General features: G+C 55.6%; 9 protein-coding genes. 3 read left to right on the plus strand and 6 right to left on the minus strand.

The features are described 5' to 3' along the window. Positions 1-33: 33 nt before the first annotated feature. Positions 34-822 carry a tryptophan 2,3-dioxygenase gene (locus tag IPM59_02145; protein ID MBK9214394.1) on the minus strand — a complete coding sequence of 263 codons (789 nt, stop codon included), beginning with the start codon at positions 820-822 and terminating at the stop codon, positions 34-36. 317 nt (positions 823-1,139) lie between these two features. On the opposite strand from IPM59_02145, the gene IPM59_02150 reads away from it, so the two are divergent. After that, complete coding sequence (locus IPM59_02150; GenBank protein MBK9214395.1) at positions 1,140-1,349, plus strand: cold shock domain-containing protein; 210 nt, start codon at positions 1,140-1,142, stop codon at positions 1,347-1,349. Positions 1,350-1,576: 227 nt separating this feature from the next. After that, on the plus strand, positions 1,577-2,164 hold the full coding sequence (locus tag IPM59_02155) for a PH domain-containing protein (GenBank protein ID MBK9214396.1): 588 nt from the start codon (positions 1,577-1,579) through the stop codon (positions 2,162-2,164). A 73-nt stretch (positions 2,165-2,237) separates the two neighbouring features. Here IPM59_02155 and IPM59_02160 read toward each other — a convergent pair whose 3' ends face one another. Then, on the minus strand, positions 2,238-4,748 hold the full coding sequence (locus IPM59_02160; GenBank protein ID MBK9214397.1) for a polysaccharide biosynthesis tyrosine autokinase: 2,511 nt from the start codon (positions 4,746-4,748) through the stop codon (positions 2,238-2,240). Positions 4,749-4,914: 166 nt separating this feature from the next. Here IPM59_02160 and IPM59_02165 point away from each other — a divergent pair, with 166 nt between their 5' ends. Continuing rightward, positions 4,915-8,643 carry an FAD-dependent oxidoreductase gene (locus tag IPM59_02165; protein MBK9214398.1) on the plus strand — a complete coding sequence of 1,243 codons (3,729 nt, stop codon included), beginning with the start codon at positions 4,915-4,917 and terminating at the stop codon, positions 8,641-8,643. Here IPM59_02165 and IPM59_02170 read toward each other — a convergent pair. From IPM59_02170 to IPM59_02185, 4 genes are read right to left on the minus strand one after another with little or no spacing between them, the layout of a single operon-like run. Then, entirely contained in the window at positions 8,621-9,643 is a 1,023-nt protein-coding gene (locus IPM59_02170) for an asparaginase (GenBank protein MBK9214399.1), read from the minus strand. The two genes, IPM59_02165 and IPM59_02170, sit on opposite strands and share 23 nt — an antisense overlap. A 6-nt stretch (positions 9,644-9,649) precedes the next feature. After that, on the minus strand, positions 9,650-11,308 hold the full coding sequence (gene recN / locus IPM59_02175) for a DNA repair protein RecN (protein MBK9214400.1): 1,659 nt from the start codon (positions 11,306-11,308) through the stop codon (positions 9,650-9,652). A gap of 3 nt (positions 11,309-11,311) precedes the next feature. Beyond that, a complete protein-coding gene (locus IPM59_02180; protein MBK9214401.1) occupies positions 11,312-12,619 on the minus strand; it encodes a peptidase M14 in 1,308 nt (435 codons plus the stop codon). 47 nt (positions 12,620-12,666) lie between these two features. After that, positions 12,667-13,755 carry a glycosyltransferase family 4 protein gene (locus IPM59_02185; protein ID MBK9214402.1) on the minus strand — a complete coding sequence of 363 codons (1,089 nt, stop codon included), beginning with the start codon at positions 13,753-13,755 and terminating at the stop codon, positions 12,667-12,669. Positions 13,756-13,814: the final 59 nt, after the last annotated feature.

Below are 13,814 nucleotides of genomic sequence, written 5' to 3' on the forward strand. Positions count from 1 at the left end.
GATCGCTTGTGCGACCAAAACACCATTCATATCTTAGTTTTGAGCCTTGAGGTGTGTGCGGGCTTCCCAAAGTTCGGGAAAGAACTTCTTTGTCAGCGTGGTCAGCAAATATCCGACGCCCTCCGAACCGCCAGTACCACGCTTTAGCCCTAGCATTCGTTCTACCATGAGGACGTGATGATACCGCCAAAGTGAGAAATTCTCGTCATGCTCGATCAGCAGGTCTTGCATGATGAAGAGATCGCCATGCTTCTCAGGATGGGTCAATACCTCGACGATCGCGGCAACACGGCCTTCGTGGGAACCGACATCGAAGCCCTTCCGCCCGATGAATGCCCAAAATCCGTCGTCCAGCCCCGGTTCAACAAAGCGGCGGCTCAGCTTTTCGTACGCGTATGCATCATCTCGAAAGTGCTCCAATAGCTTCTCGTTCTTCTGCCCCGACACAAACTCCATCTCGCGGAACTGCATCGACTGAAAGCCGCTCGCAGGGTTGAGCTTATCGCGAAACTCCAGGAAGCCGATCTGAGCCATAGTTTCGAGAACGTGGATCTGCGTCACCATCACCTTCTCGATCGCGACCATAGCGCGCAGACTGTGATTTACACGAAAAGGACGATCCTCAGCCAGCCATTTGATGGTCGCATCGGCCTCGTGCAGCAGTTGTTTGAACCACAACTCATACGTTTGATGGATGATGATAAACAGTTGTTCGTCGTGGCTGACTGGATCCGAAAGCGTCCGCTGAAGCTGTAATAGCTCCGGAACTTTAAGATATTCGTTGTATGTCAGCAGCGAGCCTTTGCCGTACCCGTTAGTCATAAAATGAAGTCGCAGATGGCTTTATCTTCCGCCATCGGTCGATTTATGTCAATTTTCACCTCAAATCGCGATCTTTGTGACCAATACCTCTTGACACGCAATAGAGATTTCGCTAAATTTGCGTTCGTCTACCAACACAACTATAGAGAAAATAAAGGTCTTTGGGTTTAAGATGATCGTTATGTTGTACTACAGGTTCGTGTTAGTGGACCTCTATTTTCTCTGTGTCCGTCCGCGAGAGGCGGAAACGGGAAATTGTATCGCGGCCCCCTGGGCCGGCGACTTTTTAAGGAAGTTTTTAGGAGGATCTATAGGAGATGTCAAAGACTGTCGGCAAGGTCAAGTGGTTCAATAACGCAAAAGGCTATGGATTTATCGAACAGCCGGGTGAGCAGGATATTTTTGTCCATTACAGTGCGATCTCGGGTGATGGTTACAAGACCCTGATCCAGGGTCAGGAGGTAGAGTTTGACTTAACCACCAGCCCAAAGGGCCCGCAGGCAGAAAACGTAGCCACGGTTGCCTGAGGCAGCCACAGGCTATCGATACAAACACCAGGCCGGATCTGAAAGGATCCGGCCTATTTGTATGGACGGAATGCGGGCACTCCTGTCCGCATCGGGCGACGCTTCGTCGGCCGAGAGTGGTGGTCAACGTAAGGTGGCCGGAGTAGCCGACGATCGGACAAGAGCGTCCGCACTTCGAAGCGATGACGCGGCTTTTTTTATTTAAGCAAACATCAGATAATGCCGATATGTTTTGCATAAAGTGCGGGGCGGAGAATAAGGATGCGGCGGCGTATTGCCGGAAGTGCGGGGCGGCGATCGAGGAAGAGGAAACGCGGGTGGCGGTGCGACAAACTGAGAATGGAGAATCGAGAACGGACAATGAAGAACCGATCTTCTCGATCACGCCGACGTTGTTGTTTGTCAAGATGGGCTACGTAGCCGCGGCGGTCGGGGCGTTGTTCTTTGTGGCATTGGCGAGCGCTTTTGCATACCTGATAGTCCCGGTCTGGCTCGCGATCATTCTGGGGCTTGGGCTGTTACTGATACCTGCGTTCTATCACATCAGGCAAAAGCTCGTAAGATATACGCTCACACCTTCGACGCTTGAGATCGACGAAGGCCTGATCTCACGAACCACCCGCCGCGTGCCTTTGCGGAGAATTCAGGACGTTACCGTCTCGGCGACGGTAATGCAGCGGCTATTGGGATTGGGTGACGTAACCATCGATAACGCGTCGGACGACGGCGGCAAACTCGTGCTCAAGAACATCAATACTCCGCGCGACCACGCCGACCGATTGCTCTCTGAAATGGGCCGCTCGGGCGATATTTGACCGCAGATAAAACGTTAACGTGGATGGAGACGATGAACATCTCGCATACCCGCGTTATCCGTTCTATCCGCGGTTAAGTTTCCTGCCGGCTCTGACTTTCTTCCTCGACATCCTCCAACAGCGGCGTGGATTCGTCGTCGTGGGCACGGTGGTAGTACTTGTAATAGCCTGAACCGTAGTAGTAATACTCGGTCGAGCCGGATTTGATCCCGTTGAGGACAACGCCGTAAATGCGTGCGCCGATCGAGTGTATGCGCTGCTTGAACTGGCGCATTAGGTGGATCGAGCTCTTGTTGGCCATTGCGACGAGCACGACGCCGTCGACGAGCGTTGACAGGATCGCGGCGTCAGTAAACGAGATCGCGGGCGGCGAATCGATGATGACGTGCTTGAACTTGCCCGAGAGGAACTGCAGCAGATTGCGCATCTCGTTTGACGAAAGGAGTTCCGCCGGATTAGGCGGTATCGGGCCGCTCGTGATCATCTTGAGCCGCGGCAGCTCGTCAAAAGTGCGGATCAGGCCCATCGTGTCCTTGTCACCCGAGAGATAGTTCGTCAGGCCGCGCGAATTCTCAAGCCCAAAATGGCTGTGAAGCCTCGGCCGCCTGAGGTCGCAGTCAATGATGACAACGTCCGCATCGGACTGTGCGAGCGTGATCGCGGTGTTGATGGCCGTGGTCGTCTTGCCCTCAGAAGGCTGCGACGATGTTACGAGGATCGTTTGCGGCGGTTTGCCCGCCGACGAGAACAGCAGGCTTGTGCGCAGATGTCGGTAGGCCTCAGCCATCGGCGAATTGCGCTCTTCCATCGTAATAAGCGCGGCTTGCTGGAATCCGTTCGCAGCGGCCTTAGCCGGCAGCATCTTCTTCTTTTCTCCCTGCAAATGATGCGGGATCAGAGCCAGCGTTGGCAGGCCCAAGTGCCGGCTGATATCGTCGGATGTGCGGACGGAGTCGTCGAGGTAATCAAGAAGGAACGCAAGCCCGACACCAGCCGCAAGGCTAAGGAAAAACGCCACAAGAATGTTTCGCGTGCGTTGCGGCCCGATGGGTGACGTCGGCGTAATTGCATGATTCTGTATCTTGATGTTATCGGGCCGCTGGCTCGTCAGCGCGAGTTCCTGCTCCTTTTGCCGCTGAACGTATGTATCGAGCAGGCTGCGGTTCGAATCGAGTTCGCGTTTGAGGCCCGTCAGTTTTGTCTCGGCCTGGCCCTCGACATTTGCCGAGGCAGCTGCCTGGTCAAACGCCGCTTTAGCTCTACCTTCGCGCTGCTGAGCGGCGGTCAGGCTGGCCCGCAGGCTCGCCATGACCTCACGTTCGGCGTCCTGCTCGAGCTTCTTGCCCTCAGAATCGATCTTGGCCGAAACCTCACGTTGGACCTTGGCTTTCTGCGATTCAAGTTCTGCGATCTGAGCATTGACTGCCACCACATCGCGATGCTGATCGGTGTATTTTGTCAGCAGGGTCTCCCTCTTTTCGTGGGCCTCAAGTAGTTTCTTGTCGATGTCCTCGATACGTTTTTCGAGATCGGCCTTTCGCTTGATGTTTTGGCTGCGAACGTCGAGCAAGGCCTTGTTCTCACCGACAACCGCCAGGATGTCACCCTTGCCGCTCGCGGAAAGGGCGGCATTGTAGGTTGCCTGGATCCGGCTGGTCTCGTTCCTCGCCTCTCGCCACTGCGTAAGCAGCCCCTCAAGATTGCCGGCGCGCACGTCTGTTCCCTTGTCCATTAGCGGAAGGTTGCTGGAACGCATTTCCGCTATCAGGTCATTCTCCTGCTGAATGATGGTTGCCTTGAGATCCTCGATGGATTGCCGCAGGTCCTCAAACGCCTTTTGTGCACCTGCAGTTTCGCGTTCCGCATCTTCTTCCTTAAAAAGTTCGGCGACCTTGTCGGAAACCTTAGCCGCCAGCGCGGGATTCGTGCTTTGCAGCGTGATATTGACGATGTTGGTCCGCTCGACCTGCTGAACATTCAGCCCGCCCGCGAGGATAGCGGCATAGCTCTCAGCCCTGACATTTTCTTCGGGCGTTAGCTGGACGTCCTGCTTTTTGCCGGGCTCGATCGAGCTTTCATTTACTACCGGCAGTGAATTCTCGCCCGTGGAAGGCTTTTGGCCGCCGGAAAAAAGTGATCTGAGCCCCCCGAACAAGCCGCGTCCCTGCCCGTCAAACAAGTTTGGCTCGCGATGCAAATTTAGCGCGACGACAACGCGCTTCATCAGGTCCTGATTCTGGAGCAGTTGGAGCTGTGTATTGTAATACTTTGTATCGTCACCAAAATTGATGTTGATCGCGTCCTTTCGGGTGACCTCGGGCTTCCGTGGCTCGATGATCATGCTGGCCTGAGCCTGATAAACCGACGGCTGGCGATACGAATAGAACGCAGCCGCAGCCGTCGTGATCAAGGTGATCGCGAGAATTATCGGCAGCCGCTTGTAGACGATATTGAAATACTGTCTGAGCGAACGCTTGCCTTCGAGCGAATCTTCGTAAGAGCTCGAATAGCCGATGTAGTCACCCTGCGTGTGCTGCAGGTCCTGTGTTAGCGGCAACGGCGTCAGCCGCTGATCATTTTCCATACTGCTCTGAAAGCCAACCAAAAAAAGGGGCGTAAACCTGTTTTATACCATAATTACGCCGAGTTTTCAGAAAAGTGCCGGACCGGTGCCGTGTTGTTTGGCCGCCTGCACGGGTGTATAGTCGAAGTTTGCTCAGGTGCGCGAGATCCGCGCATAGGGCGACAAGATGACGGAGCACTCTGCAAACCAACCACTGCAACTGGGCATTGACGGCTTTGATTACGCCGATCTCTACGACGCCGCCCGGCTAAAGGACTTAGCAGAATGTTTTTACGATGAGGTCGAAAGGGACGAACCAATATTGGCGGAAGCCCTCAGAAAGTACATCGCTACCGGCAGTGAGGGCATGGAACGCCGTGTCGAGTCGAAAATATTGACGGATGCGGCCCCGCATTTATCAAGCTTCATAGCTCGCTTGTTCTGCATAAATGACGAACGTACCGATCTTTCGAAGGACATCACGGTCCAGAATGCGGTCTGGCGCTACAAGTTCTTTGTGCAGCGGCGTGCGGCCAAGAAGTTCTCGCCTGAGCTTGTGGACGAACTCAACGAGGCCGAGCTTTGGCGCGCTTTGACCGAACTGAGGAATGCGGCATTCAGTGACACCCTGCGATTCGATGACGAATTGTCGATTGCAACGATGACCTGTTCCCTCCTCGATGCAGAGACGGACATCGAGAAGAACGAAGATATCTCGCCCGCGACCCGTCAAACGGTCGGGGACGTATCGAAGGCCTACGAGAAACTCAAGGATTCGGCATTCGGCAAACTCTTCTCAGAGTATGTGCTCAAGGGCGATGCGACCGGCAGCTTGCTGACGATCACCGCCGCTCTTCATCTGGCCGAGGCATGGTCGGCAACCGCTTTTCACAAAAGGTCGAAGGGCTGGCATGCGTTCAAAGTGCCTCATGCACTCGATTACATGAATCTCGTCCACCTCATCCATCCCGAACCCAAGCTGCACAACATCATGCGAGGGCGGGACGAAGAATTGCGGCGGCGCGACGGCTTTAAGCTAACGGACGACCGCGGCACGATGCGCGACTCGCTTTACGAGATCGACTACTGCATGATCTGCCACGAACGCGAGAAGGATGCCTGCCGGACCGGCCTCCGCGAAAAGGATGGCTCTGTACATCGCAATCCGCTTGGCATTAAGTCCGAGGGTTGTCCGCTCGATGAGCGTATCTCCGAGATGCACATGCTCAAGAAGCAGGGTGACGCCATAGGGGCGCTCGCCCTCGTCACGATCGACAATCCGATGTGTGCCGGAACCGGCCACCGGATCTGCAACGACTGCATGAAGGGCTGCATCTTTCAGAAGCAGGAACCGGTTAACATTCCGCTCGCTGAGACATCAGCACTTACTGACGTTCTCGATCTGCCGTGGGGCTTTGAGATCTACAGCCTGTTGGCCCGGTGGAATCCGCTCAACGCTAAACGCCCTTATCCCATGCCTTACAATGGCAAGAACGTGCTCGTCGTCGGGCTCGGCCCGGCCGGCTACACGCTCGCAAATTATCTTCTAAATGAAGGTTTTGGCGTCATCGGCATCGACGGACTGAAGATCGAACCGTTGCCAACCGAATGGACGGGTTTGCCGAAACAGGGAGCTGACGCTAACCAGCGCTGTTTCCCCAAACCCGTGAAGGAACTCTCGGAGATTACCGAGGAACTCGATGAGCGCATCCTCTCGGGCTTTGGCGGTGTTTCCGAGTACGGCATTACGGTACGTTGGGACAAGAACTTCCTCACGATGGTCCAATTGATGCTCACGCGTCGAAAGCGATTTCGGGCGTACGGCGGCGTGCGCTTCGGCGGAACCCTAACGATCGAAGACGCATGGGAATACGGTTTTGACCACATCGCTATCGCAACCGGTGCGGGACGCCCAACGATCGTTCCAATGAAGAACAACCTCATTCGCGGCATCCGCCAAGCGAGTGATTTCCTGATGGCGTTACAACTTACGGGCGCGTTCAAGAAAGATACGCTGTCGAACCTTCAGGTCCGTCTGCCTGCCGTTGTCATCGGCGGGGGCCTGACCGGCATCGACACGGCGACGGAGCTTTTTGCCTATTACCCTGTGCAGGTAGAGAAAATGCTGCACAAATACGAGCAGGTAGTCGATGAATTTGGTGAGGATTACGTCAGAAAGACCTTTGATCCCGAGGAGCTAGCGGTGCTGCCGGAGTTTCTCGATCACGCCCGCCAGATCCGTGCCGAACGTGAACGAGCATCAGCAAAGGGCGACGAGCCTGATCTCGTGTCCTTAGTTCGCGGCTGGGGCGGCGTATCGCTGGTGTATCGCAAACGGCTGCAGGACTCGCCCGCGTACCGGCTCAATCACGAAGAGGTCCAGAAAGCGCTCGAAGAAGGCATCGATTTTGTCGAATGCATGTCGCCGACCGAAGCCGTGCCGGATGAGTTTGGGGCTGTGAAGGCTATCAAATTTGAGCGTCTGGAACACATCGAAGAGACGGGCAAATTTGAGAAAACGGGTGAGATACACGAATTCGCCGCTCGAACCGTCTGCGTCGCCGCAGGCACATCGCCAAACGTGATCTATGAGAAGGAAAAGCCGGGCACATTCCAACTTGACGAATGGCGCCAATTCTTCCGGCCATACCGGCTAACGAAAGGCGGTGACGGCCAATTCCACGCTGTTCCGGCTGAAGAGGGCGAAACGGGCTTCTTTACAAGTTATGAGCACGACGGCAAGTTCATCTCATACTACGGTGATAATCATCCGCAATACGCAGGAAACGTCGTAAAAGCGATGGCCTCCGCTAAACATGGTTATCCGAAGGTCGTTGAGCTGTTTGCGGACGAATTGGACAGCCGTGGCGATTTGCCGCAGGCCGAGAAGGACGCGATCTTTGACAAGCTCGAGGCAACACTCGATGAGCAGTTGCGGGCATATGTTGTAAGGGTCGAGCGATTGACGCCGACGATTGTCGATGTTGTCGTGAAAGCTCCGCTGCAGGCTCGCAAGTTTGAGCCCGGCCAATTCTATCGGCTGCAGAATTTTGAGACGACTGCTCCGGTCGTTGACGGCACGCGCCTTTTGATGGAAGGCCTCGCCCTGACCGGTGCGTGGGTCGATGAGGAAAAGGGCCTGCTGTCTATGATCGTTCTCGAGATGGGAACATCGTCGCGGCTCTGTTCGCTTCTTAAGGAAGGTGAGGAAGTTCTCGTCATGGGCCCGACCGGCACGCCGACAGAGATCCCGGAAAACGAGACCGTCTTGCTCGCGGGCGGCGGTCTCGGTAATGCGGTCCTGTTTTCTATCGCAAGGGCTCTGCGAGAGAGGAGCAACAAGGTCATCTATTTCGCAGGCTACAAGAATGGAGACGACCTGTTCAAACGCGAAGAGATCGAGAATGCCACCGACGAGGTCGTATGGGCGACCGATTGGGGCACCGAAATCGCGCCGCAGCGGCCGCAGGACGCGCACTTCCGAGGCAACATCGTTCAGGCGATGATTGCCTATGCCGAGGGCAAGCTCGGCCCGCAAAGTGTTGACCTCAAACGAGTTGACCGCATCATCGCAATCGGCTCCGACCGCATGATGAACGGCGTCCGCGAGGCACGCCACACGACGCTCAAGCCATATCTAAACGAACAGCATGTTGCTATCGGCTCGATCAACTCGCCAATGCAGTGCATGATGAAAGAGGTCTGCGCCCAATGCCTGCAGCGCCACGTCAATCCACACACAGGCGAGGAATTCTTCGTCTTCTCATGCTTCAACCAGGACCAGCATCTGGATTTTGTCGATTTTAAGAACCTCAACGACCGATTGAAGGCAAATAGCATTCAGGAAAAGCTGACAAACCTGTGGCTGGATCGGACGTTTGGGAAAGACGAGTTTAGGAAGCAAATGGCAGGTTAATCACCCCAAGAACCTCTCCGACCGTATCGCCCCTGCGATTCTTGATCGGCGACGGTGAGAGTTCTGTAAGGTCGTTTCTCAACAGAATATCCAGCTGACGCAACAGCTCGATAGCGATCACCGGACGTCCGCGAACGTCGTCGCCGTCCGCGACCTTGAGAGCAATGCCAAGGCCCTTGGGCCAGCGGTCGCATGGCAAGACGCCGCAGAGCCAGACGCCGTCGGCGCCGACTTTTGAGATTATGCGGCCCGGGGCGGCGAGCATCAGTTTTGTGTCGAGGCGTTCGCTGCCGCCGATTAGTTCGGGGTGAGCGATCATTGCGGCAACTATCCGAGAGCAGGCGGCCCGTGTAGGTGCGGGGAACTTCGCCGGCGAGATCAGGTTGATGAAGCTCTTTGCCATCGATCTAACCGGCACGGCAAAGTTTGGTGCCGCACAACCGTCGATCCCGATGGCGATCTCTTCTTCGGGCACCTCGGAAAAATCAGCGATGCATCGGAGGATCCGTTTCTGGATACGGTGCCCCGGTAACTCATAATCCTCGATCGACGCACCGATATGCTTGGCGAATGCGAGCATCGCGGCGTGCTTGCCGCTGCAGTTATTGTGCAGTTGGGATGGTTCTTGGCCGGCACGCTGCATACGTTTTGTTTCGTCCTCGCTGAATGGCAAATGTGAGCCACATCTTAAGAACGATTCATCAAGCCCGATCTTTTGCATCATGTGGGCCGCAACCGCAAGGTGAACCGGTTCACCTGAATGTGATGCCGCGGCTAATGCGATCTCCTTCTCAGAAAATCCAAAAGCGTCCACAGCACCGCTCGTTATGCACGGGATAAGCTGAAACGCCTTACATGCTGAGCGAAAGTACGTGATGGTTGAAGGGTCGCCAAGCTCATAGACGGTCCTGCCTTCGCCATCGACGATGCAGAGGTGTCCGGTATGAACCGACTCGACCGTGTCGCCGCGAATGACATTAGCTAGAGTTTCAGTGGGCATAATAGGTCATTTTGCCGAAGCCAGCATCGTGCGTGCGTTTGCGCGAGCAGCATCGGTGATCTGTTCACCGGCGAGCATGCGAGCGATCTCGTCGATCTGCTCGGCGGCATCGATATCTCGAACAGCGATGCGTGTCCTCCCATGCTCAACCGATTTCTCAACCAGAAAGTGCCGATCCGCGAGGCTCGCGATCTGCGGCTGGTGCGTGACGCAGAATACTTGCTGTGTAGCGGCCAGTGACTTCAGCTTTCGCCCTACGGCCTCGGCAACGCGTCCACCGATGCCGATGTCTACCTCATCAAAAACTGCCGTCGTGCCAACATCCCTCGACCGCGAAGCAGTTTTGAGTATCAGCATCAGCCGTGATGCCTCGCCTCCTGACGCGACCTTGGCGAGCGGCCTCGGCGGCTCGCCTGGATTTGCGGAGAAGTAGAATTCAACACGATCCGTACCGTTCGCCGTGAACTCACCGTCAGCAACGATCCGAACCTCGAACCGTGCTTTATCGAGCGCAACGTCCTTCAAATCAATCTCGACCTGTTTTGCAAACCTTGTCGCGGCCTTGGCCCTGGCGTCGTGCAACTTGCCCGCCGCCGCAAGGTAACCCTGTTCGAGCACGGTGAGATGTCTATTAAGTTCTTCTTCGCGTAGCTCGGCGGTATCGATATGCGACAAGCGTTCCTCAGAGACGTGCAGATAATCGAGCACCGCATCGATCGTCTCACCGTACTTCCGCTTCAGTCGCGATATCTCAGCCAGACGGTTCTCGATCTCGTCGAGTCGCGACGGAGAGAATTCGAGGTACGCCGCGAAATCGCGTGCCGTCGTACCCAGTTCTGCGATCACCGCCCTCGCCGCATCGAGCTCTTCGTTAAATCCGCGAAACTGCTCGTCATACTCCGCCAGTTCTTGTATGGCTTTAGCACCGCGATCCAGAGTCGCGAGCGTTGAATTCCCATCGTCGTAGAGCACGGTGAATGCTTCGCTGCTGAGGGCGGACAGTTTCTCTATGTTGTTTAGACGACGTTTTTCGGTTTCTAGCTCTACGTCCTCATCCACGGTCAGCGAGGCACGCTGGATCTCATCGACCTGAAACCTAAGTATGTCGATCAGTTGCAGTTTTTCTGATTCGTCCTTTTTCAACGACTCCAATTGATCGCGAACTTTCGACCATTCTCGATACGCATCGGCAACCGTCGCCCGCTCCGTATCGACACCGGCAAAATCATCAAGCATACCGATGTGTGTATCAACGTTGTAGAGAGCGGCCTGCTCGCCCTGGCCATGTATGTCCGCAAGCATGGAGCCGATGTTCTTCAAGAAACCCTGCGTGACGGATACCCCGTTGATAAACACACGATTGCGGCCCTCAAGAGATAACTCGCGCCGCACTATCAGTTCATCAGCAGGCTCTATGCCGGCATCGACAAGCGCTCTATGCAGATCTTTGTCTTGGGGCGAAAAGAGTCCTTCGATCACCGCCGTATCCTCGCCCTGCTTGATCAGGTCGGTCGAGACGCGGTCTCCTGTAAGCGCACCGAGGCTGTCAACAATGATCGATTTGCCCGAGCCGGTCTCGCCCGTGAGCAAATTGAGTCCGTGACCAAACTCTATGGCAAGATCGTCGATCAGGGCGACATTTCTGATCTTTAGCAGGTCGAGCATCGGCTACTTTCGCGGCACCACGCCGGCGCCCTTGATCCAACGGCCGAATGAGAAGATCGCGTCGGGCGGAAATCGTGTCTCAAGATCACCGGCACTCCAATCGATCGAACGGCTGCGCTTGTAAAACGCGAATTCAGCCAGCTCCTCGGCCTTGACCGAGGAGAAACGCTGAACGACGTAGAAGCCGCTGGCATCGTACACTTCAAGGCCTTTGCGGCCGCCAAGGCTGCCGACGTTCAGGATGACCACCGGCTTTGGAAAGCCCGCCCGACGACGCTGCGTGACGGCCGTGATATCGACGGTCGTTCCTGCCTGGCCGCTGCGAGGTGCCAGCGTTGCGTTCCGGAAAACAAAGTCCACCAGCATTCCCGAGCCGTTCTCAGGCAGCATGCGATAGACATTCGGGTCCTGCTTGGCCTCGCTGCCCGTCGCCAGGGCGTCAAACGCGGTCAGATATGCCACAAAGTTCAACCTAATGAGAAACATCTCATCCTTGCCATAATGTCCGCCCGTTTCGATCAATATCGCCGGAGTGCCCCATGCCGAGAAATTATCGCCAAACGCCGTAGGCGACCATTCATCAGCGTAGCGAGCCATGTGGCCCGGAATGAACTTTTGCAGCGCCAGCGTCATCGCGGACGCAAGCCGCATACTGCGTTCGTGGCCGAGGCTACTGGTTTTTGCCGCATCGCCGTAAACGACAAGAAATGAGATCGTCGCCTGTTTTCCCGTCCGGCCGACCGAGGTGAGCGAGTTTTGGTTGTGCAGGTTAAAGCCGATCGCCGGCTGCCACTCAGAGCGGAGCCGTTTGAGCAGCCTGGCCTCGGGCGTGGCTAGATTTACAGCATCGCGATTGATGTCGATGCCCTGGATGCTGCGACGTTGAAACAATTCCGAGCCATCCGGATTAAGCATCGGCACTGCTCGAATGGTTACCGCCTTTTCGATCCGCTTGACCCAGTCGAGGTTTCGATTTTTCTGAAGAAACGCGAACATATCGACGAGCGCGGACGTCGCCGTCGGTTCGTCGCCATGCATCTGTGACCACATAAAGACCTTTAGCGGCCCTTTGCCCCACTCGACCTGATAGATCTCACGACCGCCAAAGCTATCACCGACCTTATCGACCTTGATGCCGATCTTTTTCAGCTCATCGAGGTACTTCTCAAGGTCGGCGTGACGAACATCCGAAGGAAATATGTGCGATATGTGCGACCGATCCCAATCGGCAGCAAGCTGCTCGGGTGTTTGCGGCATGGCATTGAGGGAAAACAGTGATATTAGCAGGAACAAAAGCGATATGTGCCGCATATTTATAAAATACCTGCACGCCTTGGACTACGGCAAGTTATCGCATGTCACACCAAGGCCCGATAGACTGCCTCAGTGGCCTCGATCATCCTTTCGATGCTGTAATTTGCGGTAGCGATCACCTTAAGTTTGCACCCTAGCTCACGCCGCTCGTCATCGTGTTCGAGATGCCATAGGATGGCCTCGGCCATGCTCAATGGGTCTTTGATCGGTACGATAGCTTTCGAGTCAGGGATCAACTCAACAGCCCCGTCGGTGGCGGTTGCTACGACCGGACAGCCTGCCGCCATTGCTTCGAGTATCGCTAATCCAAAGCTCTCCGTATGTGATGGCGAAACAAAAAGATCAGCCGCCGTCAGCAATGGGGCCGTATCGTCCAGCCAGTCGAGCCAGAGGAAGTTGTTCTCCATGCCAAGGACTCGAACAAGACGCTTGAGCTCGCGTCGAAACTTCTTATCTAGCGAATGGTCAACGCCGGCGATGACAAATCTGGCGTCCGACCGACGCTTGATGACCTCATGGGCCGCGAGTACGAGATCGCGCTGGCCCTTTGCAACCTTGAGTTCACCTATCGAGGCGATAAGCGGCACATTCCGGGGTATCGAATGAAAATCACGGAACGCAACGCCCGACCCGCCACCGGTGACGGTATCCACGCAATTGAAATGCAGGCCGTTCGGTATGACGTGTATCTTCTTCGCTGAAAAGACGCGAGAAAGTTGGTCGCGGACGGACTCGGATACGGCTATCGCAGCATCGACATTCCCGAGAACAAAGCGGTGGAATGATTTCATCGGAAACATAACGTGTCGCGTCAATACCAGCCGCGTATCTGCCATTCGCGCGGCCGCGCTCGCAGCAACGTAGTCGCGGGCAACATGTGCGTGAATGATATCGATGCCGTTTTCGCGCGCAAAGCGTGCAATGCGCTTTGCGCTAAACATCCCGAACGAGTTGCGGATCGATACATGCAGCACGCGATCTGTTTCGATATCGAGCCGGCCCTGCCATTCGTTTGTCGGCCGGAGGGCCGCATAGACCTCGTGGCCGCGCTGTCCAAGGCCTGCGCAGAGATCAAGGAAATGGCGTTCGCCGCCCCCAAATGTTCTCGCCGATGAGACCTGTAGTATCCGCACTCGGTTGAGTGTATAACGAACAGCGAACAAAAAAAATGCACGCCCGCGATTCCGCGAGC

The organism is Chloracidobacterium sp., assembly GCA_016715795.1.
GTDB lineage: Bacteria > Acidobacteriota > Blastocatellia > Pyrinomonadales > Pyrinomonadaceae > OLB17.

Excerpts from the sequence above, each read along its gene's own strand:
- IPM59_02160 (MBK9214397.1), bottom strand. The coding sequence starts at position 4,748 with ATGGAAAATGATCAGCGGCTGACGCCGTTGCCGCTAACACAGGACCTG.
- IPM59_02155 (MBK9214396.1), top strand. The coding sequence starts at position 1,577 with ATGTTTTGCATAAAGTGCGGGGCGGAGAATAAGGATGCGGCGGCGTAT.
- IPM59_02145 (MBK9214394.1), bottom strand. The coding sequence starts at position 822 with ATGACTAACGGGTACGGCAAAGGCTCGCTGCTGACATACAACGAATAT.
- IPM59_02170 (MBK9214399.1), bottom strand. The coding sequence starts at position 9,643 with ATGCCCACTGAAACTCTAGCTAATGTCATTCGCGGCGACACGGTCGAG.
- IPM59_02150 (MBK9214395.1), top strand. The coding sequence starts at position 1,140 with ATGTCAAAGACTGTCGGCAAGGTCAAGTGGTTCAATAACGCAAAAGGC.
- IPM59_02165 (MBK9214398.1), top strand. The coding sequence starts at position 4,915 with ATGACGGAGCACTCTGCAAACCAACCACTGCAACTGGGCATTGACGGC.
- IPM59_02180 (MBK9214401.1), bottom strand. The coding sequence starts at position 12,619 with ATGCGGCACATATCGCTTTTGTTCCTGCTAATATCACTGTTTTCCCTC.
- recN (MBK9214400.1), bottom strand. The coding sequence starts at position 11,308 with ATGCTCGACCTGCTAAAGATCAGAAATGTCGCCCTGATCGACGATCTT.